At 36.3% G+C, this 26,571-nt stretch carries 20 protein-coding genes and 1 riboswitch; of the genes, 4 read left to right on the top strand and 16 right to left on the bottom strand.

Translation table 11 applies throughout. From position 1 onward, the window contains the following. Positions 1–57: 57 nt before the first annotated feature. From CC92_RS0119125 to ppdK, 3 genes are all read right to left on the bottom strand, one after another. Positions 58–399 carry a hypothetical protein gene (locus CC92_RS0119125; protein WP_029501908.1) on the bottom strand — a complete coding sequence of 114 codons (342 nt, stop codon included), beginning with the start codon at positions 397–399 and terminating at the stop codon, positions 58–60. Then, positions 386–1,003 carry a ParM/StbA family protein gene (locus tag CC92_RS0119120; protein WP_051650615.1) on the bottom strand — a complete coding sequence of 206 codons (618 nt, stop codon included), beginning with the start codon at positions 1,001–1,003 and terminating at the stop codon, positions 386–388. Before CC92_RS0119120 ends, CC92_RS0119125 begins: the two co-directional genes overlap by 14 nt. Positions 1,004–1,383: 380 nt before the next feature. Beyond that, entirely contained in the window at positions 1,384–4,011 is a 2,628-nt protein-coding gene (ppdK, locus tag CC92_RS0119115; RefSeq protein ID WP_029501910.1) for a pyruvate, phosphate dikinase, read from the bottom strand. 840 nt (positions 4,012–4,851) lie between these two features. On the opposite strand from ppdK, the gene CC92_RS0119110 reads away from it, so the two are divergent. After that, positions 4,852–5,511, top strand: coding sequence for an SGNH/GDSL hydrolase family protein (locus CC92_RS0119110; protein ID WP_029501911.1), 660 nt, complete (start codon positions 4,852–4,854; stop codon positions 5,509–5,511). Positions 5,512–5,728: 217 nt separating this feature from the next. Here the strand turns inward: CC92_RS0119110 and CC92_RS0119105 are convergent, their stop codons facing one another. The 5 genes from CC92_RS0119105 to CC92_RS0119090 all read right to left on the bottom strand — a co-directional run bounded on the left by CC92_RS0119105 (position 5,729) and on the right by CC92_RS0119090 (position 12,480). Beyond that, complete coding sequence (locus CC92_RS0119105) at positions 5,729–7,117, bottom strand: glycine--tRNA ligase (RefSeq protein WP_029501912.1); 1,389 nt, start codon at positions 7,115–7,117, stop codon at positions 5,729–5,731. Positions 7,118–7,364: 247 nt separating this feature from the next. Next, a complete protein-coding gene (recO, locus tag CC92_RS0119100) occupies positions 7,365–8,105 on the bottom strand; it encodes a DNA repair protein RecO (protein ID WP_029501913.1) in 741 nt (246 codons plus the stop codon). Beyond that, complete coding sequence (locus CC92_RS22730; RefSeq protein WP_155998278.1) at positions 8,050–8,223, bottom strand: YqzL family protein; 174 nt, start codon at positions 8,221–8,223, stop codon at positions 8,050–8,052. Before CC92_RS22730 ends, recO begins: the two co-directional genes overlap by 56 nt. Positions 8,224–8,416: 193 nt before the next feature. Next, entirely contained in the window at positions 8,417–9,334 is a 918-nt protein-coding gene (gene era / locus CC92_RS0119095) for a GTPase Era (RefSeq protein WP_029501914.1), read from the bottom strand. A gap of 167 nt (positions 9,335–9,501) precedes the next feature. After that, positions 9,502–12,480 (bottom strand): insulinase family protein, encoded by a 2,979-nt coding sequence (locus CC92_RS0119090; protein WP_081841780.1) that lies wholly within the window; start codon positions 12,478–12,480, stop codon positions 9,502–9,504. 478 nt (positions 12,481–12,958) lie between these two features. Between CC92_RS0119090 and CC92_RS0119085 the strand changes: the two genes are divergently transcribed. Beyond that, positions 12,959–13,159, top strand: coding sequence for a cold-shock protein (locus tag CC92_RS0119085; protein ID WP_029501916.1), 201 nt, complete (start codon positions 12,959–12,961; stop codon positions 13,157–13,159). A 156-nt stretch (positions 13,160–13,315) separates the two neighbouring features. On the opposite strand, the gene purH is transcribed toward CC92_RS0119085, so the two are convergent. After that, positions 13,316–14,872 carry a bifunctional phosphoribosylaminoimidazolecarboxamide formyltransferase/IMP cyclohydrolase gene (gene purH / locus CC92_RS0119080; RefSeq protein WP_029501917.1) on the bottom strand — a complete coding sequence of 519 codons (1,557 nt, stop codon included), beginning with the start codon at positions 14,870–14,872 and terminating at the stop codon, positions 13,316–13,318. Positions 14,873–14,972: 100 nt separating this feature from the next. Continuing rightward, a riboswitch (ZMP/ZTP riboswitch) is annotated at positions 14,973–15,075 on the bottom strand. Positions 15,076–15,271: 196 nt separating this feature from the next. On the opposite strand from purH, the gene CC92_RS0119075 reads away from it, so the two are divergent. Further along, the gene (locus CC92_RS0119075) at positions 15,272–15,556 is read left to right on the top strand and encodes a DUF4491 family protein (RefSeq protein ID WP_029501918.1); all 285 of its coding nucleotides are present in this window, start codon (positions 15,272–15,274) and stop codon (positions 15,554–15,556) included. A 135-nt stretch (positions 15,557–15,691) separates the two neighbouring features. Then, positions 15,692–16,684, top strand: a complete 993-nt coding sequence (locus CC92_RS0119070) for a DHH family phosphoesterase (protein ID WP_034218363.1) — start codon at positions 15,692–15,694, stop codon at positions 16,682–16,684. Positions 16,685–16,929: 245 nt separating this feature from the next. On the opposite strand, the gene CC92_RS0119065 is transcribed toward CC92_RS0119070, so the two are convergent. From CC92_RS0119065 to CC92_RS0119035, 7 genes are all read right to left on the bottom strand, one after another. Then, positions 16,930–17,322: a PilZ domain-containing protein gene (locus CC92_RS0119065; RefSeq protein ID WP_029501920.1), complete on the bottom strand. Its 393-nt coding sequence runs from the start codon at positions 17,320–17,322 to the stop codon at positions 16,930–16,932. A gap of 110 nt (positions 17,323–17,432) precedes the next feature. Then, positions 17,433–18,869 (bottom strand): Asp-tRNA(Asn)/Glu-tRNA(Gln) amidotransferase subunit GatB, encoded by a 1,437-nt coding sequence (gene gatB / locus CC92_RS0119060; protein WP_029501921.1) that lies wholly within the window; start codon positions 18,867–18,869, stop codon positions 17,433–17,435. A 162-nt stretch (positions 18,870–19,031) separates the two neighbouring features. After that, a complete protein-coding gene (gene gatA, locus CC92_RS0119055) occupies positions 19,032–20,543 on the bottom strand; it encodes an Asp-tRNA(Asn)/Glu-tRNA(Gln) amidotransferase subunit GatA (protein WP_029501922.1) in 1,512 nt (503 codons plus the stop codon). Positions 20,544–20,659: 116 nt separating this feature from the next. After that, positions 20,660–20,947: an Asp-tRNA(Asn)/Glu-tRNA(Gln) amidotransferase subunit GatC gene (gatC, locus tag CC92_RS0119050; protein ID WP_029501923.1), complete on the bottom strand. Its 288-nt coding sequence runs from the start codon at positions 20,945–20,947 to the stop codon at positions 20,660–20,662. Positions 20,948–21,003: 56 nt separating this feature from the next. Next, a complete protein-coding gene (aspS, locus tag CC92_RS0119045; protein WP_029501924.1) occupies positions 21,004–22,341 on the bottom strand; it encodes an aspartate--tRNA(Asn) ligase in 1,338 nt (445 codons plus the stop codon). 501 nt (positions 22,342–22,842) lie between these two features. After that, positions 22,843–25,182, bottom strand: a complete 2,340-nt coding sequence (locus CC92_RS0119040; RefSeq protein WP_051650616.1) for an LTA synthase family protein — start codon at positions 25,180–25,182, stop codon at positions 22,843–22,845. A gap of 260 nt (positions 25,183–25,442) precedes the next feature. After that, the gene (locus CC92_RS0119035; RefSeq protein WP_029501926.1) at positions 25,443–26,459 is read right to left on the bottom strand and encodes a S66 family peptidase; all 1,017 of its coding nucleotides are present in this window, start codon (positions 26,457–26,459) and stop codon (positions 25,443–25,445) included. Between the last annotated feature and the right edge of the window lie 112 nt (positions 26,460–26,571).

Here is a 26,571-nt window from a genome sequence, read left to right as displayed (position 1 = left end):
ACCTTCGCCACAAATGGAATCTGAATTCCCTCGGTTGTTTGTACAGGGTATGTGACATTAATACCTGTGACCATTCGGAAGAACGATAATGAATAAGGTTTTATAGTTCCTGACTCCTTTATTCGTATACGACAAAGTGTAATATCGTCCTGCTCTGTCATATACGTCCTTGTCAAATCCGGTAATCGTAAAATCCGAAGGACTAAGCTTCACTTCCCCATTGATATTGAATTCTGCATATACCGTTAAATTCAAGTCCTGTCCTTTATAAATCGTCAAGGAATCTGAACTCAATTTTAGGTCATATAGATCTGCAAGAACCTCAATGGTCACAACATTGGATACACTTATACCATTTAATTCATAGGAAAAGGTGATATCTTCGTTACCGACGGTCATATTGTCGTATGAATTGATTACCGGAGTTACAGTAGGTAATCAATCCTTGCGGAATCGTTACACACTGTTCGATATCCGGTTTCTGATTTGAGATCGGCATGATATCAATAGTCCAACTTCCAATATCAACTACCAAGACCTCTCTTCGAAAACTTCCTAACCGGTCTGCAACTGCCGCATAACATTGAGGGAATACGGATACCCGTTCAATGCAAACACTGTATTTAATATTCTCAAACTTGAAGTTGATCTCTTTCTTTTTCATAAGATAATCAATGAAACCTTTCTTCTCTGCACCAAACCGTGTCAGCGGTAACCCCACGGATAAGAATAGGTTCGCTCTTCGTAGCCTCCTCCGGTTCAGCTCCCTACCGATCGAAGCCAGCGTCAGAATGTAATAGTTCTCATCCGTAACCTTGGTATCCTTAACTTCAAGTCTTTTTCCACCAACCTTGAAATATTTCCCCTCAAATTCCACAACATTATCAAACAATGCCGGTTCCGTTGTAATTTCTTTCACACCGGAGGTAAAAATACTGCTTACCGTCTTCATATTCGACCATCCATGATCTATCCCAATAATTTCGATCCTCTTTTCTTCCATACAAATCCTCCATTCCGCCACTAAGGCAACTCAATTTTTGTAATCATGATTTTCTTAATTTTTGTCAACAAAAAAGACCAACCAGTAATTCTTTAGCTTATAAAAATCTAACTAAAAGTTTTACTGATTGGTCTTCTGAAATTGTATTGTTGAAGTTAGCCGGATTGTCTGCCTGTGGCAGCCAACCGATAAAAAAATCGGGAAGCGAATCAGCTTCGCTTCCCGATTGAACATTCTATTACTAAAAAGTAATAATTAAGACTATATCTTTCTAACCATTCACTTTTTTGGTCTCTGGATGGTACTTCCTATACTCTGATAAGTAGTCTTTCCGAATCACGAAAGTGCCCAGTTTTAAAGGCTTTTCAGCCGTTTCAGTCTTAACCCCTAGGATTGTTGAGCGCTGCCTGTGCTGCTGCCAATCTAGCAATTGGTACGCGGAATGGAGAACAGGAAACATAAGTTAAACCTACCTTATGGCAGAATTCAACGGAAGATGGATCTCCACCGTGCTCACCACAGATACCAAGCTTAATGTTTGGACGAACCTGTCTACCTTTTTCACAAGCCATCTTAACTAATTGACCAACACCGTTTTGATCAAGTCTTGCAAATGGATCTGACTCGTAAATCTTGCTCTTATAGTAAGCATCTAAGAACTTACCAGCATCATCACGGGAGAAACCAAAAGTCATCTGAGTTAAGTCGTTTGTACCGAAGGAGAAGAATTCTGCTTCATCTGCAATCTCATCCGCAAGTAAAGCTGCACGAGGAATCTCGATCATAGTACCGATATGGTACTCGATGTCAGAGTTCTTTTCTTTCTTTACTAATTCAGCTGTTTCAACAACGATATCCTTAACAAATTTAAGTTCTTTCTTCTCGCCAACGAGTGGAATCATGATTTCTGGAATGATATCATAGCCCTTCTCTTCCTTAACTTCAATCGCAGCCTCCATTACGGCACGAGTCTGCATTCTAGCGATCTCTGGATAAGTTACAGCAAGACGACAACCTCTATGACCCATCATTGGGTTGAACTCATGAAGGGAATCACAAGTAGCTTTTACTTCAGCTACCGTAAGATTCATATCTTTTGCAAGCTCTGCAATATCCTCTGGATCGGTTGGTACGAACTCATGTAGAGGTGGATCTAAGTAACGAACTGTCATCGGTCTTCCTTCAAGAGCTTCGTACATACCCTTAAAGTCTGCTTTCTGGAACTCAAGAAGCTCATTTAATGCGGATTCTCTTCCTTCTACAGTCTTGCTTAAGATCATCTTACGAATCTTAGGAATTCTTTCTGGCTCAAAGAACATATGCTCAGTACGGCAAAGACCAATACCCTCTGCACCTAACTTCACTGCATTTAAAGTATCAGAAGGGGTATCTGCATTTGTTCTAACCTGAAGAGTTCTAAACTGATCAGACCACTCCATGATTCTTCCAAAGTATCCGCTAACACTAGCTTCCACTGTCTTAATATCTCCAAGATAAATCTTACCGGTGGAACCATCTAAGGAGATGTAATCACCTTCTACGATTCTTTCTCCACCAAGTTCGAAGAATTTTTCTTCTTCACTAATCTTAATTTCTCCACAACCAGATACACAAGCAGTACCCATACCACGAGCAACTACAGCTGCGTGAGAAGTCATACCACCACGAACGGTTAAGATACCTTCGGATGCATGCATACCTTCGATATCTTCTGGAGATGTTTCAAGACGAACTAAGATAACTCTTGCACCCTTCTCATGAGCTTCTTTGGCTTCATCTGCGGTAAAGTAAACCTTACCGGCAGCAGCACCAGGAGATGCTGGAAGAGCAGAACCAATCACATGACCTTCTTTTAATGCCTTTGGATCAAACGTAGGATGTAATAACTGGTCTAAGGACTTCGCATCAATACGAAGAACTGCTTCCTGAGGAGTAATCTTTCCTTCATCTACTAAATCACAAGCAATCTTGATTGCAGCTGGAGCTGTTCTCTTACCATTACGTGTCTGTAAGAAGTATAACTTACCTTCCTGAATCGTAAACTCCATATCCTGCATATCGCGGTAGTGATTCTCTAATTTATTTGCAATCTCCATAAACTGCTTATAGCAATCTGGAAGATCCTCTGCTAATCTTGTGATAGGTAGCGGTGTTCTAATACCAGCAACAACGTCTTCACCCTGAGCATTGATTAAGTATTCACCGTAGATACCATTCTCACCAGTAGAAGGGTTACGTGTAAATGCTACACCAGTACCGGAAGTGTTACCCATGTTACCGAATACCATTGCTTGTACGTTTACTGCGGTACCCCAATCGCCAGGGATATCATTCATACGACGGTAAACAATCGCACGTGGATTATCCCAAGAACGGAATACTGCTTTTACAGCCTCCATTAACTGAACCTTAGGATCCTGTGGGAAATCCTCTCCCATCTTACTCTTATAAATTGCTTTATATCTTGCAATAACTTCTTTTAAATCATCTGCAGTTAAATCTGTGTCAAACTTAGCGCCCTTAGATTCTTTAACTTCATCTAAGATACCTTCGAAGAAGGTCTTACTCATCTCCATAACTACGTCAGAGAACATTTGAATGAAACGTCTATAAGAATCGTATGCGAATCTTGGATTACCTGTTTTTGTTGCAAATCCTTCTACTGCAACATCATTTAAACCAAGGTTCAGAATTGTATCCATCATACCTGGCATAGAAGCTCTTGCACCAGAACGTACAGAAACTAATAATGGATCTTCATTATCACCGAATTTCTTTCCCTGAATTTCTTCCAATTTACCAAGTGCCTCGAAAATCTGAGATTGAACTTCTTCTGTGACTTTCTTGCCGCTGTTATAATAGTCGGTACAAGCTTCTGTAGTAACAGTAAAACCTTGTGGAATTGGAAGACCAAGGTTAGTCATCTCTGCTAAGTTAGCACCCTTACCACCAAGAAGATTTTTCATATTGGCGTTGCCTTCTTTGAACATATACACCCATTTTGCCATGTGGTATTACCTCCTAAAAATATTTGACTATATATTGAGGCTTATCCTTATGTACTTTTTAATCAAATTTGAAAGCCTGACTATAGTCGCCATATACGATTATAGCACATTGTTAATCCATTGGAAATACTTTTTTGAATAATTCGATATTTTTTACGACATTTATAGCCATTATTTTGTGTATTGTGCACAAATGCTTAAAACTGGTTTTTTGTAAATACTTACATAGAACAATATGTACAAAAAAATGAAGTTATGAGTGAAAGTACTTACATATAAATACAGCTATGTGCTATATAATGGAATATTTCAAGTAATTTTCCACAAGTTAAAATCTTTTAAAAGCTTTTTATTGTCCTACTTATACAAAGTTTCATATATCATTTTTTTCAACTACTTTTATGTGATTCTTTACACTTTTAACTATATTATGGAAACTAAGATTTATTTTCTAAAAAAGTAAGAACTTACAAAAAATCATACTTACGGGTGTTCAACATTTGTTTTCTATTATGTGCTATAAACTTGAAAAGGAGTTCGGTTATGGTTTCCTTTTATAGAGTATGGTATAATAATTTCAGATTATTTTTTACATCTATAGAACACAACAATTCTCTAATTTCTAAGTATTACATTAGGTTGGGGTTGGATATAGTTGGATTTTATAAGTTTTCTTATCTTAACATTTCATATCTCATAGAATCACTGAATTACAAGCAATTCTATCATGAAATAAAAAATATGATTTTACATTTGTTTCTGCTTGCTAATCTTATATACACAAGTATTACACAAACACACACAGAAAGGATAATACTCTTTTTAGGGTAAGAAAAAAGAATGAAAATTGAAGCAGGTAGCAGATTACTATTTACCGGTGACTCTATTACAGATGTTGGTAGAGTTCGTCCAATAGGGGAAGCTCCCTATGGTCTTGGCGAAGGGTATCCAAAGTTAGTATCCGGCATGTTAACCGCCTTTTTACCGGAATTAAAAATCCATGTGATGAATACAGGCATCAGCGGAAATACCATACGTAATTTACAAGCACGTTGGCAAGCAGATGTTTTAGATCAAAACCCAGATTGGGTATCCATAATGATTGGAATTAATGATGTATGGAGACATTTTGACCATCCTTTTGAACCAAAGCTTTGGGTTAGTGAAGAAGAATACATAACTACCTATCGCAATCTGATTGAAATGACAAAAGATAGAGTAAAGGGTATGGTTCTTATCGCCCCTTACTATATTGATAAGAATGAAAATGATCCAATGACCGCTATGGTCCGGAATTTTGCATCAGTTGTAAAAGAACTAGCAGAGGAATATCAGGTTATTTTCTGTGATGTTCAAAAAGAATTTGATGACGTACAAAAGAACCTACATCATATGGGTATTTCTAATGATCGAGTTCACCCGAATGGTGGGCACTCTCCTGGTCACTTTATTTTAGCGAAAGCTTTCTTAAAAGCAGTCGAGTGCTGGCCAGTCCAATAAAATTATCTCTCTAGTAAAAAGAAAAGGGTAAGTAAAATGCCTCAGTCGAAATAATCTCGAAACAGCATTTCACTTATCCCTTTACTTAATACGTTTATTTTATCTACACTTATCTGAACCTTCTACTCTTACTATGAGAAAGACTCATTCATTACTTTCACAAAATACGAATAATGACTAGTTAATTCCTTTCAAACTATAAAAAAAGATTCCTATATTAGAACTCAAATTTCTTCTCAAAATAAGCCTTTAAGTCTTCAATCTTAATTCTTTCCTGCTCCATGGTATCACGGTCACGTACAGTAACTGCACCATCTGTCTCAGAATCGAAATCGTAAGTAATACAGAAAGGAGTACCGATTTCATCCTGTCTTCTGTAACGCTTTCCAATATTTCCTCTATCATCAAATTCACAGTTATAATACTTACTTAACTCTGTATAAATCTTTTCTGCATTCTCACTTAGTTTCTTCGATAATGGGAGCACGCCAATTTTAACTGGTGCAATTGCTGGGTGGAAATGAAGCACAGTACGTACATCACCTTCTGCAATTTCTTCTTCATCATAAGCTGCACAGAGGAAAGCTAAGGTTACACGGTCAGCTCCTAAGGATGGCTCGATTACATAAGGAATGTATCTTTGACCTTTTTCATCATCGAAATAGCTCATATCTTCTTTGGATACATTCTGATGTTGTGTTAAGTCATAATCTGTTCTATCTGCAATACCCCAGAGTTCTCCCCATCCAAATGGGAATAAAAATTCGATATCTGTTGTTGCTTTGGAATAGAAGGATAATTCTTCTTTCTCATGATCACGAACACGCATCTCATCTTCTTTAATACCAAGTGTCTGTAACCAATCGATACAGAACTGTTTCCAATATGCAAACCACTCAAGGTCTGTATCTGGCTCACAGAAGAACTCTAATTCCATCTGCTCAAACTCTCTGGTACGGAATGTAAAGTTACCAGGTGTAATTTCGTTACGGAAGGATTTACCAACTTGTCCGATACCAAATGGAATCTTCTTTCTGGAAGTTCTTTGCACGTTTTTAAAGTTTACGAAGATACCTTGTGCTGTTTCTGGTCTTAAGTAAACTGTATTTTTTGCATCCTCAGTTACACCCTGGAATGTTTTAAACATTAAGTTAAACTGACGGATATCTGTAAAGTTATGCTTTCCACAGGTTGGACATGGAATATTGTTCTTCGCAATGTAAGCAGACATTTCTTCATGAGACCAAGCATCAACAGAACCTTCAAGGGTAAGTTTATTCTCTGCAGCATAATCTTCAATTACTTTATCTGCACGGAATCTCTCACGACATTCCTTACAATCCATTAAAGGATCAGAGAAACTACCAAGATGTCCACTTGCTACCCAAGTCTGTGGATTCATTAAAATGGCACAGTCTACACCAACATTATATGGATTCTGTTGAATAAACTTTGTCCACCAAGCCTTCTTTACATTATTCTTAAGCTCAACACCAAGATTACCGTAATCCCAAGTGTTCGCAAGTCCACCATAGATTTCAGACCCCGGATATACAAAACCTCTTGCCTTTGCTAAAGCAACAATTTTCTCCATTGTCTTTTCCATCACAATCATCCTCACATTTCATCATTCTATCATTTCTAAAACTTACGAAAGCCACCAAATACAGCTTTTATATGAAGTTTCTACTAATTGTAATATTGTAACCTTAATTTCATATATTTTCAAGCATAATTTTGGTGATTATCCCCGTAAATACTCTAATTCTCTCAACTTTTATGAAAGAGTTCTCTCATAACTTATAGATGAGTACAAATAGATGATACAAAACTTTTATCTTTTACAAATACAATTAAAGAATCGATAATAATTCTAACGACTTCATACGATGCTCAATACGTTCTTCACGATAACAATCAATGCACAGCTTTAGCTCGCGAAATACTTCTTCGGTAACCGTAAAGTTATATAACTTCTCTACATCAGCTGATATTATGTATTGCAAAGTATACAATGTTGACGTTAAAATCCTTTTACCATCTATCGCCTTTTGTCTACACCCTTCACAAATACAACCACCAGCACTGGCACTAAATCTACTTAAATTCTCCTTTGTACCACAATTAAGACACTCAAATACTTGTGGTGCTTCTCCTCCTAGACTTATTATCTTTAATTCAAAGATATATCTTACTAGCTTTGTCCCGATATGAGGATTTAGTAAAGCCCTGAGGGATTGATACAATAGTTTAAGCATTTCCGTTTCGTCATTCCCCTCTCGGGTCATATAATCAGTAAACTCACAGAAGTAAAGTCCATAGTATACGAAACTCATATCTTCTCTTAGCTCACCAAAATAATTCTTGATATTAACGGATTGAATATTATAAGAATTACGGCCTGCATACAGTTGAAATTCGCCAAAAGTAAATGGTTGAGAGCATGCCAATAAGGCGCTATTTGGTCTCCTAGCGCCTTTGGCAAATGCTCCTATTTTTCCACGTTCCTTTGTCAGTATCGTGAGTCTTTTATCATAATCACCGATGGGTATTGTTGCTAACACAATCCCTGTAACTGTAACCGTACCGGTCATCTCTTGTCTCCTTCTTAGTTTCAGGCTCTCTCTCTCTCGTACAAGCTGTGTAATTCAGATAATCTTTAATATCACCTGTCTGTTCAAATACCTTCCAAAACTCTTCGTTTTTCACCATTCATGCCCCCTAAATGATTTTTTATGAGCTCAAAAGATCCATGGATAAAACCTCCATGTTAAGTAACATCATTCCTTTTGTTTTCTTTTGTAGCTTACAATAATATCATCTCCGAAGCTTACGATTCTAAACTGATAATAATAGACTAGGTCATCTAAAATTTTTCCCCTTGACAAGATAAGAGTTCGCTATTCTAATATTCGGAATCCTCTCGATATCCGTAATTTTTAATTAAGAAGTCACTATCTCTCCATTCCTTCTTAACTTTCACCCATAATTGAAGAAATACTTTGGTATCTAGTAAATTTTCAATTTCCATTCTTGCTTTCATACCGATATTTTTTAACATAGCACCTTGTTTTCCAATGATTATTCCTTTGTGGGAATCTCGTTCACAGATAATCGTAGCATCTATGTCAATCATCTTACCGTTCGGACGTTCTTTCATACGATCAATTGTTACAGCAATTCCATGCGGAATCTCATCGCTTAACAAGCGTAATGCTTTCTCACGAATCAATTCAGCAACAATCTGGCGTTCTGGTTGATCTGTTATCGTATCTTCATCATAATACCTTGGACCATCTGGAAGATACTTAAAAATTACATCAATTAATTGTTGTTTGTTTTCTCCCTTTAAAGCGGATACTGGTATAATTTCAGCAAAATTACACTGATCCTTATAAGCATCAATAAATTTAAGAATCTCTGCTTTTTTTACTGTATCTATTTTGTTTATAACCAATATAACTGGTGTCTTACTTTTATTTAACTTTTCAATAATATGCTGTTCTCCAGCTCCGATGAAGGTTGATGGCTCTACCAGCCATAGGATTACATCTACTTCATTGATTGTACGTTCCGCAATATTTACCATGAACTCACCGAGCTTATTTTTTGCCTGATGAATTCCTGGTGTATCTAAGAAGATAATTTGTCCCTGCTCCTCAGTTAATACCGTCTGTATTCTATTTCTTGTGGTCTGTGGCTTATCTGAGGTTATCGCAATTTTCTGACCAATAAGTTGATTCATTAATGTTGACTTCCCTACATTTGGTCTTCCGATTAGGGTTACAAAGCCTGATTTGTATTTCTTTTCTTGGTAATTCATCTTTCGCTCCTGTTCCTTTTAGAGGGTACAGTGACAAAATACTGTCACTGTATCTACCTTAATTATATATTTTAAGACAGTTTACTTCCCTTTTTGTTATAGCTTTCCTTGAAAATGATTATTTCTAATGTTCTTTCTATACCTCTTCGTCAGCAACCTTTCATTCTTTAAAATAATGCTTTAATTTCCTGAAACATCTGCTCATTGTTCTTAATTTTTTCTTCATTACCGATAACACAGAGGTTATCTGCCTGATAAACTGCTTTGACAATCGGTGCCATCTTACGAATTTCATTTTGAGTTGTACTTAAGATTTCGCCACGATCACGATTAATATCCTCCATTGTAATTCCACCCATATAGGCATTTAAAGAGCGGCTCCCTTTCATCAAAGGGGTAAGTGGAGTATCTACCGTACTCATCGTTCCTATGATGTACTTTGTCATATCCCTTTCCTCTGCAGTAAAGTTTTCCGTATACTCATATGCCTTACGATAAGTTTCATCTGTCTCTACAAGGTTTGGATCACGGTAAGATACCATATAAGCCGAGCCATCTAAGCCTGCAAACTGGCACATACAACCATATGCCCCACCTTTTACACGGACATTATTCCATAAATAATCATAGGACATAATTGTTCTTAATACTTTTAATGCACCATTTGTTTTAAACCCTGCGTTCACATAATTGGCACAACGAGCAACGTATTGTACCTGACCAGAATACATAAAACCTTCGTTTAATTTCTCTACAGGGAAGTTATAGTTTGCAGGTTTTAGCGTATCTTTCAGTGTCTTAACCTTATTGGTATCTATCGCTCCAGATAAGGTATTATTAAATTCTGGCAATACCTTGGTTAACTGTTCGTAACCATCCTGTTCTGCTGTAATACTAATAGCCATAGCATCTTTTGTAAAGATAGTTTCACTAAGCTTTCTTAGAGAAGTAACTATTTCTTCTTTTCTTGCTTCAAATTCCTGTTCTAGAGTTGCTAGAAATCTAAAGTAACGTATCCCTTTTGTTTCCTCTGTATAATATCCACTCTGTGTAATATAGGAAAAAGCACGGTCAACTGCGACGGAATGACCCGCAGAATTCATACGCATTTGAATTCTAGACTTAACTTCTCGAATAATTTCATAGAGGCGCTTGGTGTCACCTAATTTAGAATGATGAAGGATTTCATTTATTAATTCAAATAATTTATCCATTTTTTGATACAGCACCTTGCCACTGATAGAAAATACAGGTGTATACGTATCAGGATCCATCTTCTTATTAAAGGTAATCAATTCCGCACTCATACCACCAGTATGGATATTGATTTCATTCGATAACTCTAAGAAACTATAATTATTCGTATCAATATATCCAAGAACGGTTGCTAATAAATTGAGATAAGGAACAAGTTCTTCTGGTACCTTACTTAAATCAAACATACATTTTATATAAGCAATTCCATTCGTAAATACTTCATGGTGAAGAACAGGAATGTTCTGGATGGTGCATTCTTTATTATAAAGTGGCTGTGCCTCTTTTTTAATATCTTCAATCGTAAGAAGTGGAATCTTTTCTAACTCTTCTTTTGTCGAAGGTGCTTCCTGATACTCTTTTAAGTGCTTAGTTGCAGCGACTATCGCTTCCTTCTCTTCTGTCGATAAAGAATTCTTATACTGTTCAAGCTTTTCTTTTAATTTTGTCTCTTTCTCCCCAGTCAATCCCTTTTTCGGTTTTAATACCAAGTAAGTTGCATGAGTATTATTTAGTAAATACTTCTTTATAAGTTCTTCATAATAGCCAGTATTAATTTTGCTCTTTAAGAACTGAAAGATACGATTCCCATGCATATAATCAAATGCTTTCGTATCATCGTATAGCCAGCTTCCAAACATCTGAATACCAAAGAGCAACCCTTTTGGAAATTGTCCAAAGTCAGCTTCGCGATAGCGGAACTCTAAATTGTTAATTGCAGCTAATAATGATTTTTCATTTAATCCCTTTTTAACAATATCCTCTAAAGTTGATGTAATAACAGAAAGAAACTTCTCTAACTGCTCCTCATTCGCATTCTTAGCAATAATTGTAAAGGTCGGTTGTAGGATTTCATTATCATAGCTACTTAAGATATCTTTTCCGATCCCAGCATCTAGTAAGGCTTGCTTTAGAGGTGCTCCAGGAGCTGATAGAAGTGCTGCTTCAAGAACCTGGAATGCCATACACTGTGAAGTATCAATTGAGGTTCCAATCACTGCATTATAACTTAGATAGGTATTATCAACTTCATTTTCACTGTCACTTAGAGGGTATAACGATATTATCTTCTTAGGACCATCAAAGGCCTTTTGCATTGGGATTTCAGAATCCACTTTTAGTGTATCAAATTTATTTAAGTAAGCCTCATCAAGCCAGTTCAGTTTTTCTTCTACATCCATATCTCCATACAGGTAGATATAACTGTTGGATGGATGATAGAACTTTTGATGAAACTCTAAAAATTCCTCATAACTTAACTCTGGTACGTAATCAGGATCACCACCAGATTCTACTCCATATGGAGTCTCTGGAAATAAGCTTGCTTGAATCTCACGGAATAATTGTTGTTCTGGTGAGGAGAAGGCTCCCTTCATTTCACTATAAACAATACCATTATATTTTAACTCTCCATTCACATCTAAAAGTTCGTAATGCCATCCCTCTTGTTCAAATATCTCTCTACGATGATAAATATTAGGATAGAATACCGCATCCATATAGACATGAATCAGATTCTGAAAATCTTTCTCATTGCAACTTGCTACAGGATATATTGTTTTATCCGAGTAAGTCATAGCATTTAAAAAGGTATTTAAAGAGCCCTTTGCAAGTTCAATAAACGGGTCTTTTGCAGGAAACTCTTTCGATCCGCAAAGTACCGTATGCTCAATAATGTGAGCTACTCCCGTACTGTTCTTTGGTGGAGTACGAAAACCAATTGTAAATACTTTATTCTCGTCTTCATTCGATACCACACAAATTCTAGCACCTGATTTTTTATGACGAAATACAATTCCTAAACTATTGCTATCCTTTAACTCCTCTTCGTATTCTAATTGATATGCTGGCATATGAAGGAGTTCTTTACTTTGTTTAATGCATCTAGACATTCTTTTCCCTACTTTCCTATTCATAATCGGAAGTATTTTCGTTTCCTTCCAATGGTAACCATACTGTAACTTAGTGTAACACTGATAATTCATAATTATACGAAATCAATTTATCATATTTACTTCGTTTTTGCTCACTTTCTCTTTCAAAACGAGTCTGGATTCAGTACGTAAATTTATTTTGTTAAGGACACATCTCAATTGGTACTATTAAATTCTTAATAACATATGATTATGTAACATCTATGTATTTTCTAATTATATCATAATTCCCATGGATTGTCATACAAAAAACTAGATTGAAGTATGTCCTTTTTTAAAATTAGCGACAAATATTTTCTTGAAAAAACAAAATTTTCTACATAAATCATAAAGAGAAATTGACAATTTATTAAAATTATGTTAAATTATTCAATAGATTATCCTATCGATAATTGAAGCACTACATATTTTTCAACAGTTTTCAGGAGGCACTTTTATGAAAAAAGGTACAGTTAAGTGGTTTAATGCAAAGAAGGGTTTTGGTTTCATTTCTGATGAAGAAGGAAACGACGTATTTGTTCATTTCTCAGCGCTCAATATGGATGGCTTCAAAGTTCTTGAAGAAGGCGAAGCTGTTGCATTTGATGTTGTAGAAGGTGAAAAAGGACCTCAAGCAGCTAACGTAACAAAGTTATAATCAGACTGAAATCATACTTTTAGTATAAAGTTCGATTTATAAGGTTGTAACAAGCGAAATGGATGAAAAAAGTGGGTAATTCAAAATGAATTACCCACTTTTTTGTACTATCTACTTTTCCTATCACATCTGCTTATCTATGTGATAGGAAGCATGTTAATGCTTAAAATGTCTCATTCCTGTGAATACCATTGTGATTCCATACTCATTACATTTTTTAATCGAATCTTCATCACGGATAGAACCACCTGGCTGTATAATTGCGGTAATTCCTGCCTTATGTGCCTCTTCTACACAATCATCAAATGGAAAGAAGGCATCCGATGCAAGGACAGCGCCCTTTGTCGCATCAGGACTAATTAATTCTTCTGCATGATCAATACTTTGTTTTGTTGACCAGATACGACTTACTTGACCTGGTCCAATACCGATGCTTTGTTTATCTTTTGCTAAAGCAATACCATTTGATTTTACAAACTTCACAACCCGGAAAGCAAATAAAAGATCCTCCATTTCTTTTTCAGAAGGAGCACGGTCAGTAACTACCTTTAGCTCTTCTTCTAATAACAATTTGCTGTCAATGGTCTGTACAATCAAACCACCATTTACTTTCTTGAGATCATAAGCATTCTCCTCCTGTGGAACTTCAATTCCCTTTAATTCTAAGATTCGAATATTCTTCTTGGTCTGAAAGATCTCAAGCGCCTCCTTTTCATAACTTGGAGCAACAACTACCTCAAGGAAAACGCTCTTCATTTTTTCTGCCATCGCTAAGGTGATCTCACGGTTTGCTACTACAATTCCACCATAAATCGATACTCTATCTGCTGCGAATGCCTTATCCCAAGCTTTTTCAATATCGGTATCACTGCCTACTCCACATGGATTTCCGTGCTTGCAAGCGACTACGGTTGGCTCTGTAAATTCTTTTAATAATTCAAGAGCTCCATTGGTATCATTGATATTATTGAAAGATAATTCTTTTCCATTTAACTGAACTGCATCTGTAATAGAGCCTTGTTTCTTCCCTATTTCTCGATAAAAAGCAGCCTTTTGATGAGGATTCTCACCATATCTCATATCCTGTACTTTTTCAAATGTCATCGTTAAAGTTTCTGGAAGTTCATAATCATTTCTTTGTTTTCTTAAATAATCTGCAATCATCGTATCATAACTTGATGTATGCATAAATACTTTCTGCATTAAATAAAACTTAGTATCTAAAGATACTGTCTTTTCTTCTTTTAATTCCTTCAATACAAGACTATAATCTGCTGGGTCTACTACCACAGCAACATCCTGATAATTCTTAGCAGCAGAACGAAGCATGGTTGGTCCGCCGATATCGATATTTTCCACAGCTTCTGCTCTTGTAACACCATCTTTTAAAATAGTAGCTTTGAAAGGATAAAGATTTACTACTACCATATCAATCGTTTCAATATTTAAGTCCTTAAGTTGCTTCATATGGCTCTCATTACTTCTCATCGCCAATAACCCGGCATGCACGATTGGATGTAAGGTCTTCACTCTTCCGTCAAGACACTCTGGAAATCCAGTTAATTCTGAAATCTCAATTGCAGGAACCTTTGCCTCCTTTAGTTTGCTATAAGTACCACCGGTAGAGATAATCTCAATACCAAGAGAAACTAATTCCTTCGCAAATTCTACTATTCCTGTTTTGTCCGATACACTGATTAATGCTCTCATCATCCATTCATCCTTTCTCTTATCGTTACGGAGTTTATAATTTTATGCATAAAAAACCACCTGAGCTACTGCCAACGGATATCTATCATCAGATATTATCGAAGGTGGTGGCCCAGGCGGTCGGCTCTTATTGTTATTATATGTACTCCCTGTGGGTTAAGCCCACCTGTAGTCACCTACAGTTTCCGCCAGTCGTACATCATGGTCTCATATTACTATACTTTTTTAGTAAGTGCAAGAGTTTGTTACTATCTTTCGCAAGAATACTCATAGTCTTTTATATGAAAACAGACAGCATTTTTCATTTCGTATTCTTTATCATCGAAAGAAATTGTGATAAAATTCTAATATCGTACATATGAGAATACTAATAACAACTATAAAATATCTTAAGGAGGTCTCATGGGTTATACTGGCATAATCATTGGTCTCATCTCTTTTTTAGCAATCGCACTATACCATCCTATTGTAATAAAGGCAGAGTATTATTTTACTAAAAAAATATGGCCTGTTTTTGCTTTTGTTGGTATTGTAATGCTGGTTTTATCTTTATTTGTGTCACAAGTTATCGTAAGTGCAGGTTTCGCTGTGCTTGGAATTACAAATCTATGGAGTATAGGGGAATTAATACATCAAGAAGAACGAGTGAAAAAAGGTTGGTTTCCAAAAAATCCAAGAAGAAAATAAGCACTATAGTTTAGAATACCTATACAATATATATTCATTACTGGTTTACAAAATATTACAAAACAGATAGATTATGTACAAGAACTTTAAATATGTTATAATAAAACTATACTTTCTAAAGAAAGGAACGGTTCCATGACTAAGTTAGATGAATTGCTTGAATGCATCGAACATCCTCACGTATACATATTAATGCATAATTATCCCGATCAGGATGCATTAGCTTCTGCGTTAGGATTACAAACCTTATTTGAGGCAAAAGGAAAACATGCAACAATCATCTATCATGGGATTATCGATAAAGTCAATACATTAAAGATGCTAGAACTCCTATCCATCGAAATCTATCCCTTGCAAGATGTTTTCTTGGCACCAGAAGATGAAATCATCATTGTAGATGGTCAGAAAGGCAATATTAATATGGCGGATACCAATGGTCTTGTCATTGCTTGCATCGATCATCATCAATTACAAAATACCGCTTGTTATCGTTTTTACGATATTAGAAGTGATGTTGGTGCATGTTCTTCCATTATAACAAGCTATTTCTTAGAAAATAATATACCGATTACTTCCGATTTAGCAACAGCACTTCTTTATGGAATTAAAATCGATACCGCTAATATGACAAGAGGGGTTAGTCTCTTAGATATCACTGTTTTTAGTCATCTATACCACTGCTCTAACAACAAAAAGTTACGATCGTTAGAGAAAAGCAGTATTCAATTATCCGATTTAATTAGTTACAAAAAAGCAATTGAAAATTTGAAAATTTACGGCTCGCTAGCCATTGCAAACATCGGCAACGATTGTTCCGAAGCTATGATTGCAACTGTAAGTGATTTTTTACTTACAATTTCAGAAATTGAGTTTTCTTTCGTTTACTCCTACCGTGGAAGTGGAATTAAGTTTTCTGTCCGTAGCGCAATGTTATCCGTAGATGCTAGTGATCTTATTAAAACTATTCTTTCAGGGTTTGGTGATGGTGGTGGACATTCGAATATGGCAGCTGGATTTGTCCCTAACATCGCTACAGAGGAAGAAGCCATTCAGCTTGTAGAGTTCATAATCTCAAGAACTATTTCTTATATAAATCAATTCACTCCTTTTCAAATTGAAACATATTAATCTAAGTGGATTGAAACATATGAGATATGGCGTTCTATAGATACGAGCAATCTTCATATCATACTATAGTAAACAAGAAAAAGCATGCTTCGCAATCTTTTCCTTGGCATAAACAAGAAAAAGCACGCTTCGCGAACTTTTCCTTGTCAAAAAAATAGCATAGAGTATTCCTATAAAAGCACCGAACTTTTCTAAGGAATCTCTATGCTATTTTTAATTTCAAACCCATACCATACAGTATCTATTCATTCTTCCATGGACTTCTCAAAATCATCAAAGATATAGGACAATACAGGTGCCATTCCAACAAATTCGCAACCATAACGATAGATACTTTGTCCTGTTTTCTCTTCGCTGTTATATGTTACATAGGAAGTATCCTTAACTTCTTCCACCCGTATGATCTTAACAACACAATAAAGCTTCGCGTCTTCATCCCCCAGTTGGATACATGCATTAAAATAAAATCCAATCGGTAAATTACTCCTTGAAAGAAATCCAATCCCTCCACGTGAAATATTTATTACCGTTATTGGAGCTTCAATGTCATGAACTAATACATTATCTTGTTTAAATAAAGAAGAAATCTTTAAAAAAAGCGTTAATTCGATTCTTTTCTCTCTCCTTTTTTCCTGCACAATTCTCCTCATTTCTACACTGCTTATTGTCTTGCTGGAAGGGCAATGAGTATCCATATGTTTCCATTTCTATTATAGCGATTGAGGTTTAGATTTGCAACAAATATTACTTAAACTTTAGATAACAGCTCACGTAAAATTTCATTTATGACGCTTGGATTTGCTTTTCCCTTCATTACCTTCATCGTTTGCCCAACTAAAAAACCAAACGCTTTTTCTTTTCCATTCTTGTAGTCCGATACAGACTGTTCATTCTCTTTTAAGATGTTCTCTATTGTACTACGAAGTAAACCATCGTCGCTCACCATCCCGAGTCCATGTTCCTCGATATATGTTTTAGGATCAACATCTGACTTAAAAATCTGCTCAAAAACTTCCTTCGCAATAGTACGATTGATTTTTCCTGCATCAATTAGTTCAATTAAGCTTGCGAACTTAGCCGGGGAAAGTTTTAACTCCTCTACTTCTTGTTCTGACTCCTTTAGCAAACGCATTGTCTCAACCATGATCCAATTGCTTACTTCCTTGGGCTTATTACATAAAGCTACCGTAGCTTCGAAAATATCTGCAAGATTTTTAGAACCTGTGATAATCCCTGCATCATATTCTGGAATTTCATACTCTTTGACATAGCGAAGCATCTTGGCATCTCTAAGCTCTGGCTCTCTCCTCTTTATCTCAGTAAGCCATTCCTCACTAATTTCAATCGGAACTAAATCTGGTTCAGGAAAATATCGATAATCCTGAGCATCCTCTTTGCTTCTCATTGCAAAACTTGTGTCTTTGTTATCATCCCAACGTCTTGTTTCCTGAATTACTTTCTTCCCATATTCAAGTACTTCTATCTGACGTTTTCTTTCTCCCTCAATAGCACGGGCTATCGCCTTAAAAGAGTTCATATTCTTCATCTCAGTTCGAGTACCAAACTCCGTTGCCCCGACTTCTCGAATGGATAAGTTAATATCTGCACGAAGGGATCCCTCTTGCATCTTACAATCCGATACACCAAGATATTGTAGAATTAATTTTAGTTTCTCAAGGTAGGCAATGACTTCTTCTGCACTGCGCATATCAGGTTCACTAACAATTTCAATCAGTGGTACCCCACAACGGTTATAATCAACTAAAGTACAGTCCTCCCAAGGGTCATGTACGAGTTTTCCTGCATCCTCTTCCATATGAATTTCGTGTATTCCAATGCTTTTCTTCACACCATCCACTTCTATATCAATACTACCATTTCTACAAATCGGCAGATAAAGCTGAGATACCTGATAGGCCTTTGGTAAATCCGGATAAAAATAATTCTTACGGTCAAACTTGCAGTTTCTAGTTATCTCACAATTCAAAGCAAGACCTGCTGCAATAGCAAATTCTACAACCTTTTTATTTAACACCGGTAGAGTTCCTGGCATTCCCATACATACAGGACAACAATGGGTATTAACTTCTCCTCCAAACTGTGTAGTACAACCACAAAATATCTTAGATTTTGTTGCAAGCTCAACATGAACCTCGAGCCCGATGACTGTTTCATATGCTTTCACGCTAACCTCCTATCCGCGTGCTTTAACACGCTTACAAATCAAGCTGTTGAAAAATTAATCACTATTCTTCAACTTATATACTGCCTAGTACATTAACACGCTTACTATTTATGAAGTCGAACTATTTATCGACTTAATTACTCGTTGGTACTTTCGCAGCCACTAATCATTTAAAGTTGGTCTTAGATAGGAATTGGTCTTCTCCAAAGTATAGGCAGCTCTTATAATATCTCTTTCTCCAAATGGTCTTCCGATTAATTGTAATCCAATCGGCATTCCATATGACTTGCTGGATGGAATGCCATCCGACTTATTGGATGAAACTCCACCCTTACTTAACCCACAGGGTATGCTAATTGCTGGTAAACCTGCCATATTAACAGAAACTGTGTAGATATCACCAAGATACATTTTTACAGGATCCGATAAACTATCTCCAAGCTTTAATGCAGTTGTTGGTGCTGTTGGACCAAGGATAATATCAAAACGTTCAAAAGCACGGTCAAATCCTTGCTTTATCAAGGCTTTTACTTTCAGCGCCTTGTTATAATAAGCATCATAATATCCAGAACTTAATACAAATGCCCCGATCATCATTCTACGTTTTACTTCTTCACCAAAGCCCTCACTTCTTGTCTTTTTATATAATTCTTGCAAACCATCAAAATCTGCTGATCGATATCCATATTTAACACCATCATATCTCGATAGATTAGAACTGGCCTCAGCAGATGCTATGACATAATAAGCCGGTATTGCATAATCTACAGCATCCAAATCAAATTCTTCTACTATAGCTCCCTGTTCCTTAAAAACAGCTACTGCACCTAATACGCCCTTTTTAACCTCTGGATCCAGACCTTCCGAAAAATATCCTCTTGGTATCCCTATTCTTAATCCCTTAACATCTGACTTTAACGCACTCATATAATCATAAGAGGCTGATTTGACACAAGTAGTATCTTTGTCATCTGCACCAGAAATAACTTGAAGTGTCGCAGCACAATCGGATACACTGCGTGCAATTGGACCTATCTGATCAAGGGAGGATGCATATGCAATTAATCCATATCTGGATACAGTTCCATAGGTTGGCTTTATACCTGTCACGCCACAGAAAGCACTTGGTTGTCTAATGGAGCCACCTGTGTCAGAACCCAAGGCAACGAATGCTTCTTCTGCCGCAACTGCCGCCGCTGACCCGCCACTGGAACCTCCTGGAACACAATCGGTGTTCCAAGGATTTTTCGTAGCCCCAAAATAGGAAGTTTCTGTTGTACTTCCCATTGCAAATTCATCCATATTGGTCTTTCCTAAAATGATAGCTCCTGCTTCCTTTAAACGGTCTACCACAGAAGCGTTATAAGGAGGTATAAAATTCTCTAATATCTTAGAGGCACAAGTCGTAGCAACCCCTTTGGTACAGATATTATCCTTAACTGCAATTGGCACTCCTACAAGAGGAGAATCTGCAAAGTTTCCGGCCTCCAATGCAGCTTGTATTTTACGAGCTTGCGCTAGAGCATCCTCTTCCATTACAGAAATATAACTTTGATAATATGGCTCTCTTTTTTTTATCATAGACAGTGAAGCCATCACTGCTTCCTCTACCGAGAGCTCCTTTTGTTTTATTTTGTTTGAAAGCTCAATGGCAGTTAATCTTGTAATCTCCATGATTTACCTCATTTCTGCGCTACTTTTTGCCTTGCTTATAAGACAATGCGTATTATCAAGTCTGTGTTGCAGCGCATACACAAACTCTTCTAGTTAACGTTATCGTTCACACTGCACTAATCTACGGTCTTTGGAACCATAAAACACCCATCCTTTTGCTTTGGCGCATTCTTAAGAAGTTCCTCGCGGTTATCTTCATTCGTAACCACATCGTCACGAAATACATTCTTCATAGAAAATGCATGCGACATAGGTTCTATTCCATCGGTATCTAATTCCTTCATCATATCGATGTAGGTAAGAATATTACCAAGATCTTTTTTGGCTTTTTCCTTTTCTTCGGGTTGTAAACTTAGCTTTGCTAACGCAGAAACATATTCTATGGTTTGATCGGTGATTTCCATGTAATACTCCTTTCTATTCTAAAACTCAGGCTTCGTTGTTCAATGCTTCTTCTCTCTTATGGTTCAAGTCGTGATACGTCTCTTGGGAATAACGTTGTCTCTCTAACATTTGCTTCGTCTAATAAACGCATAGTCAAACGCTCTAACCCAATTCCTAAACCTCCATGTGGTGGCATTCCATGCTTATGAATCATAAGATAATGTTCAAAATCTTCTATATTCATGCCACGATCCTTCATCTTTTCTACTTGTTCTTCATAACTATGGATTCTCTGGCCACCAGTTGTTATCTCCATTCCCTTAAACAGCAGATCAAAACTTAAGGTAAACTTCTTATCACTTGGATCATCCATCGCATAAAATGGTCGCTTTTTCGAAGGATAGTGTGTAACAAATACAAAATCTGAATCATATTCTTCTTTAAAATAACGTCCAATTAAAACTTCTTCTTCTGGTTCTAAGTCATAAGGATTTTTAATCTTGCGGTCATATTTCTCTGAAACCAGCTGCTTTGCTACATCAAAACGTACTGCAGGAATTTTATCCGTTTTCGGTAAGGAAATTCCTAGAATGTCACATTCCTTTTGATATTCCTTAGTAATAAGCTCAAAGATATAGGTTAGCATTGCAGTTTCCATATTCATAATGTCTTCAAAGGATTCAATATATCCCATCTCAAAATCCAAACTTGTATACTCATTTAAGTGTCTTGTTGTATTATGCTTTTCTGCGCGAAATACTGGAGCTGCCTCAAACACTCTGTCATATACTCCAACCATGGTCTGCTTATAAAACTGAGGGCTCTGTGCTAAGAAAGCCTTTTTCCCAAAGTACTCAAGTTTAAAAACATTCGCTCCACCTTCTGCATTTCCTGCAACAATCTTTGGTGTTCTAACTTCGGTAAAGTGCTCAGAGAATAAGAAATCACGAAAACCTCTTACTATTCCCTCTTGAATCTTAAAGATTGCACGTTCTCTAATATTTCGAAGAGCAATCGGTCTAAGGGAAAGCTTTGCCTCCAAAGAAGTATTTAACTTCCATTTCGATATTGGCAGCGGCATGGTACTATCCTTTGCTGGTTCTGATAACACCATTAACTTTGATAAAATAATTTCATAGCCATTTGGAGCTCTAAGTTCCTCATGGGCCTCTCCTTGTATTTCTACGGTCATGCCTTCTTTCAGTAAAGCTACCATATCCTTTGTAACTTCAATCGAAGTAACACATTGAATAATCCCTTCAAAGGTTCGAATTACAAGAAACGAAAATTCACTCATATCCCGCACGGCATGGACGAAACCTCGTATGGTTACTGATTGGTTAACGTAATTACCCGATGTGATCTCACTTAATAAAACTGTTTTTTTCTCTCTTTTTCCTGTTACAAAATCCATACTGTTTTCTCCTTTTCTAGATAATTTTATCTTTGTTCCAGGAAACTTCTTTTACCTAGAAAAGGTATATTATAAGTAATTGCATTCAATTTCTTATAAATAAAAAAGTCCCGGAACAATTGCGTCGTGAAAAATCACGATACAAATATTCCGGGACGAGAATTCTATTAACATAAGGCAAGCATAGTCTCTAATAAAATCACAAGCCAAATTACTGCCCTAAGATTCCCGCGGTACCACCCACGTTGAGAAACGCCCTTGCTTCTCCTCTCTTTACACTTAACGCGTGTGACGCATGAACCTACTACCGACTAAGTCGATTCAATTCACGAGCTCCAGAGTGTTCCGTAATACACATAGAGTCAAAGACACGCTCTCAGTCGGTGACGCGTCATTCCTGTCGTAAAACACATCTGTATACTAAAGTCTCCTTCATTGCCTTTTATCATATAAAATGATTTCTTATATTACCATGAATATCGTAGGGTTGCAAGGGGTAATTTATTTTTTATCATAGGTTTCTAAGCCAAGGTAGCTTAAAATGCTATGATAATAATTATTTTTTATCATACTTCCAGATACATTGAATTTGTTTCGTACAATGTTTACATAGGCTTTTACATAGTTCTCCGGTAGCTCCTCATCATCAAGTTTTACAATCTCACCAGTTTTTGAGTTATACATAATGTGGTCTGTGATAAAACTCTGATTCGACATCATAACGAGAGCTGGCGCATCGGAAAGAATATCTTGCCCCATAAATAATCTAGAATCATAAGGAATTCCAAATAAGTTATATACGGTTGGCATAATATCAAGGCTGGAACAGTATTTATCCACAATAATTGGCTCTTCTATCTGAGAATTCCACAAAACTAAATTATTTTTATACAATTCAAAGTTTTCCTCCACCTTATGTCCTGCCAGTTCGTTAATTTCATCCATGGAAAGTCCATATGGATAATGGTCTGCACTCATAACAATCACTGTTTTATCCAAAACTCCTGCTTCATCTAAACTTTTTATCAGATATTCAAGCGCTAAATCAAGTTCTTTATTGCAGGCAATATAAGCTTTGCAATCATCGGAATATGGCAAGTTTTCCACATAACTTTTGTTCTTTACTGACATTGAATTACCCAAAAACGTATATTCCATATGACCACTCACCGTCATATAGTAGGTGTGAAATTTTTCGTCCTTGATATACTCTGGTAATGTAACCTCCATCATCTCAAGATCAGATTCCGGCCATGTTGGTTTTACTTCTAATCCACCGCCATTCGCTCCTTTGTAATCATAGCCCATATTAGGGTGCGTTAGATTTCTATTATAATATTTGTAACTATGATTATGGTATGCTCTTGTGCTATAGCCAAGTTCTTTAAACTGCCAGCCCAAGGCTAATGGCATATCACCTTTTGCTGATTTCGTAAAACTATTTGTCCCGTTCGGTATTAAACCAGTACAAGCAACAAATTCACCATCACTTGTGCTCGTCCACCAAATTGGAGTATAGAAATTCTCAAATACAAATCCGGAATGGGTAAGTTTATAAAGTGTTGGTGTTACAACTGGGTCAACTGCCCATGGAGAAAAACCTTCCGCAGTGAGAAAAATTAGATTATACCCTTCAAACATTCCCGTATACTCATTTTTATTTGTTGGAGTTACGGTAGAGAAATATTGATGTAGATTTTTAATCGTCTTCTCTTTCTCTCCTTCTGCTAGATTAGCGAAATCTATCGTAAGAACATTCGGTGAAGTATCAATTGGTGTAGGGGTTGGAAGTGGTGACGGGGTCGGTGAGGTACCACTCGATGCTGACTGATCTCCATTATTCGTCGGTACTTCCGTAGGTAATGGTGCTTTCGTAACCTTTGGTAAATCTACTGAGGCTATCACATCTCCCCCCATCTTAAAATCAGGTGCACCAAATACCACATTTCTAATATCAAACCGCGTTGCAGTAAGCAATCCAATTTTTTCAATTCCAAGATCTTGAACAAAATCGGTATGGTATAAATCATAAGGAGTATGTGGCATCTTCCCTGGAAGTAAGAGTAAGAGTAAGAAAATAAAATAACATCCGATTCCCATTAGAACCTGCACTCCTGCATAAAGTGGATGTCTTTTCTCTTTCATAGATACTTTTTTTAAGAGTAGAACTAATACTGGTATTGGCAGTAATAAAAGAAAAATACCTGGCAATTTTGCTAGAATTCCATTCAATGCCTCTCTCCAGAATTCTAACACATCACCACCGTTTTCTCCGACACTATAAAGTGATAAAAAAGTTCTAAAAATATGTTCAAAAACTAATTGAACACAAAACCATATACTAATCATTATAGTTAATATTACTGTAAGTACACGATTGATCCGTTCTTTCCATATACTTGTTACTGCTGTAAGAAAGAACCCCACAACAATACCCATTACTATCGGATATATAATATTACTATCTAACTTTTTAAAAACTAGAAGATGAAAACTTAACTCGATGTATATTAATAGACATGGGAAAAAAAGCATCGAGAGAGTTCCTTTATTTTTAAATTCGCCTCTCATGCTCACTTTAAGTAAATCCCAATAATTATTGTTTTTCTTTTCCTTAGATTCTTCGTTATCTGAGGTATGATTAACTTTATGACTCGGCTTCTGACTTTTTGCTTGATTGATATGATCCATAGTTTTTTTGTATTCATCCTTTGTAGATTTTACATAGGAAAGAGCTGTATTTTTTATTTCCCTACATCTTCGAACTGTTTTTCTAAAAAAGTGACCTATCCTTTTTAGCATTCGTAATACGGAATTATCCTTCTCCCTCTCCTCCTTCATAACAAAGAAGAATCTCCTTTCTAAAGCTTCATACTTTGCACGTAATTCTAAGCTATCGCTACTCAAGTTACTATCTATTGTCGCGCGCCACGCGCATCCTTATCGGACATATGATATCTATCCTACTCGATTATATCACTAAAAATTGGAATATCAAGATATTTCTATCATAGCATATTTATCTTTTCTATTGTTTTATATTCTTTTACATTTTCATTAAAAAAAACTTATTTTAAACTTAAACGCTATAGCATTTTCTCTTAATCTTCTGCTTTTTGATAGATATATCCTGATTTGCCTTTGGAATAGACCTTTCCCTTAGCTCCATTGATGATTGCCATACGAGGTGGTTTATGCCCAAAATCTGCATCGAATATAATCGGAACCTTAAGCTCTTCTAATATGGATAAGATAGCCTCTTCATATGTGGTGTCTGTATGTGTTTCAAAAAAGCAAGGACGACCAAAAACAAATCCCTTGGCATATTGAAACCATCCTGCTTCTCTTAAATTCCATAAGCCTGTAAATAATTCTTCAGAATCTCTACTAAAGCTTTCTAGATACCATACGATTCCATCCTCTTTATATTTCTCTATAAACTGTGTCGTTTTATCATATTTTGTTCCGACAATGTTAAGTAAAACATCAAGGCACCCACCAAGAAATCTTCCCTCTATTAGGATTTCATCTTCTCCACGAGCATTTCTCCAGCAAACTTCTTTGTCAGAATCATACCCTTCATATCCAGTTACCTTACTCTTAAATCCATCCATAAAAAAATCAAAACTTTCTTGTTTCACACCTTCCCCTTGTAAGAGTTTTAGGTTATTCTCTAAGGAGTGATGCCATTCCCCCATACCAAAATCAGAAAAATTGCAACCATAAACTGTTGCAATATCACATCCAACTGTAATGGTATATAAAAGTCCCGTTGGATCAGAATATCCTTGAATCCATTTCGGATTCTCTATAAATTTATCATAATCAAGAAGCGGTAACATCTCTAACAAATAATCCCCACCAGAGACCATTATAATTGCCTTTACTTCGTCATTCTCAAATAATTCCTCCAGCTGCTCCTTACGCTCCATTGCAGAAGAACTACGGTTTTTAAAACTCGTTCTGGTATTTTTAGTCTCAAGAACTTTATAACCTATCTTATCTAGCTGCACTTTAGCATGATCAAGCCTTACTGCATCCAATACATCAGGTTTTCCGTCTGAACAAGCCGTTACACCTATCGTATCACCTTTTTTTAATAATGATGGGTATATCATATCCTTCATCCTTTCTAAACAAACTATATTTAGTTTAAGCAAAATTCAGATATATTACAAGGGAAAACTTGTAGTTCTGTTAAGGAAACATTAAAAAATGATGAAAAGACTT

Source organism: Lachnoclostridium phytofermentans (assembly GCF_000733755.1).
Taxonomy (GTDB): Bacteria; Bacillota; Clostridia; order Lachnospirales; family Lachnospiraceae; genus Lachnoclostridium; species Lachnoclostridium phytofermentans_A.
This window is presented reverse-complemented; position numbering and strand designations above follow the sequence as displayed.

Coding starts and splice junctions, on each gene's coding strand:
- CC92_RS0119125 (WP_029501908.1), bottom strand. CDS start 399: ATGACCGTCGGTAACGAAGATATCACCTTTTCCTATGAATTAAATGGT.
- CC92_RS0119120 (WP_051650615.1), bottom strand. CDS start 1,003: ATGGAAGAAAAGAGGATCGAAATTATTGGGATAGATCATGGATGGTCG.
- ppdK (WP_029501910.1), bottom strand. CDS start 4,011: ATGGCAAAATGGGTGTATATGTTCAAAGAAGGCAACGCCAATATGAAA.
- CC92_RS0119110 (WP_029501911.1), top strand. CDS start 4,852: ATGAAAATTGAAGCAGGTAGCAGATTACTATTTACCGGTGACTCTATT.
- CC92_RS0119105 (WP_029501912.1), bottom strand. CDS start 7,117: ATGGAAAAGACAATGGAGAAAATTGTTGCTTTAGCAAAGGCAAGAGGT.
- recO (WP_029501913.1), bottom strand. CDS start 8,105: ATGACCGGTACGGTTACAGTTACAGGGATTGTGTTAGCAACAATACCC.
- CC92_RS22730 (WP_155998278.1), bottom strand. CDS start 8,223: ATGGTGAAAAACGAAGAGTTTTGGAAGGTATTTGAACAGACAGGTGAT.
- era (WP_029501914.1), bottom strand. CDS start 9,334: ATGAATTACCAAGAAAAGAAATACAAATCAGGCTTTGTAACCCTAATC.
- CC92_RS0119090 (WP_081841780.1), bottom strand. CDS start 12,480: ATGTCTAGATGCATTAAACAAAGTAAAGAACTCCTTCATATGCCAGCA.
- CC92_RS0119085 (WP_029501916.1), top strand. CDS start 12,959: ATGAAAAAAGGTACAGTTAAGTGGTTTAATGCAAAGAAGGGTTTTGGT.
- purH (WP_029501917.1), bottom strand. CDS start 14,872: ATGATGAGAGCATTAATCAGTGTATCGGACAAAACAGGAATAGTAGAA.
- CC92_RS0119075 (WP_029501918.1), top strand. CDS start 15,272: ATGGGTTATACTGGCATAATCATTGGTCTCATCTCTTTTTTAGCAATC.
- CC92_RS0119070 (WP_034218363.1), top strand. CDS start 15,692: ATGACTAAGTTAGATGAATTGCTTGAATGCATCGAACATCCTCACGTA.
- gatA (WP_029501922.1), bottom strand. CDS start 20,543: ATGGAGATTACAAGATTAACTGCCATTGAGCTTTCAAACAAAATAAAA.
- gatC (WP_029501923.1), bottom strand. CDS start 20,947: ATGGAAATCACCGATCAAACCATAGAATATGTTTCTGCGTTAGCAAAG.
- aspS (WP_029501924.1), bottom strand. CDS start 22,341: ATGGATTTTGTAACAGGAAAAAGAGAGAAAAAAACAGTTTTATTAAGT.
- CC92_RS0119040 (WP_051650616.1), bottom strand. CDS start 25,182: ATGAAGGAGGAGAGGGAGAAGGATAATTCCGTATTACGAATGCTAAAA.
- CC92_RS0119035 (WP_029501926.1), bottom strand. CDS start 26,459: ATGATATACCCATCATTATTAAAAAAAGGTGATACGATAGGTGTAACG.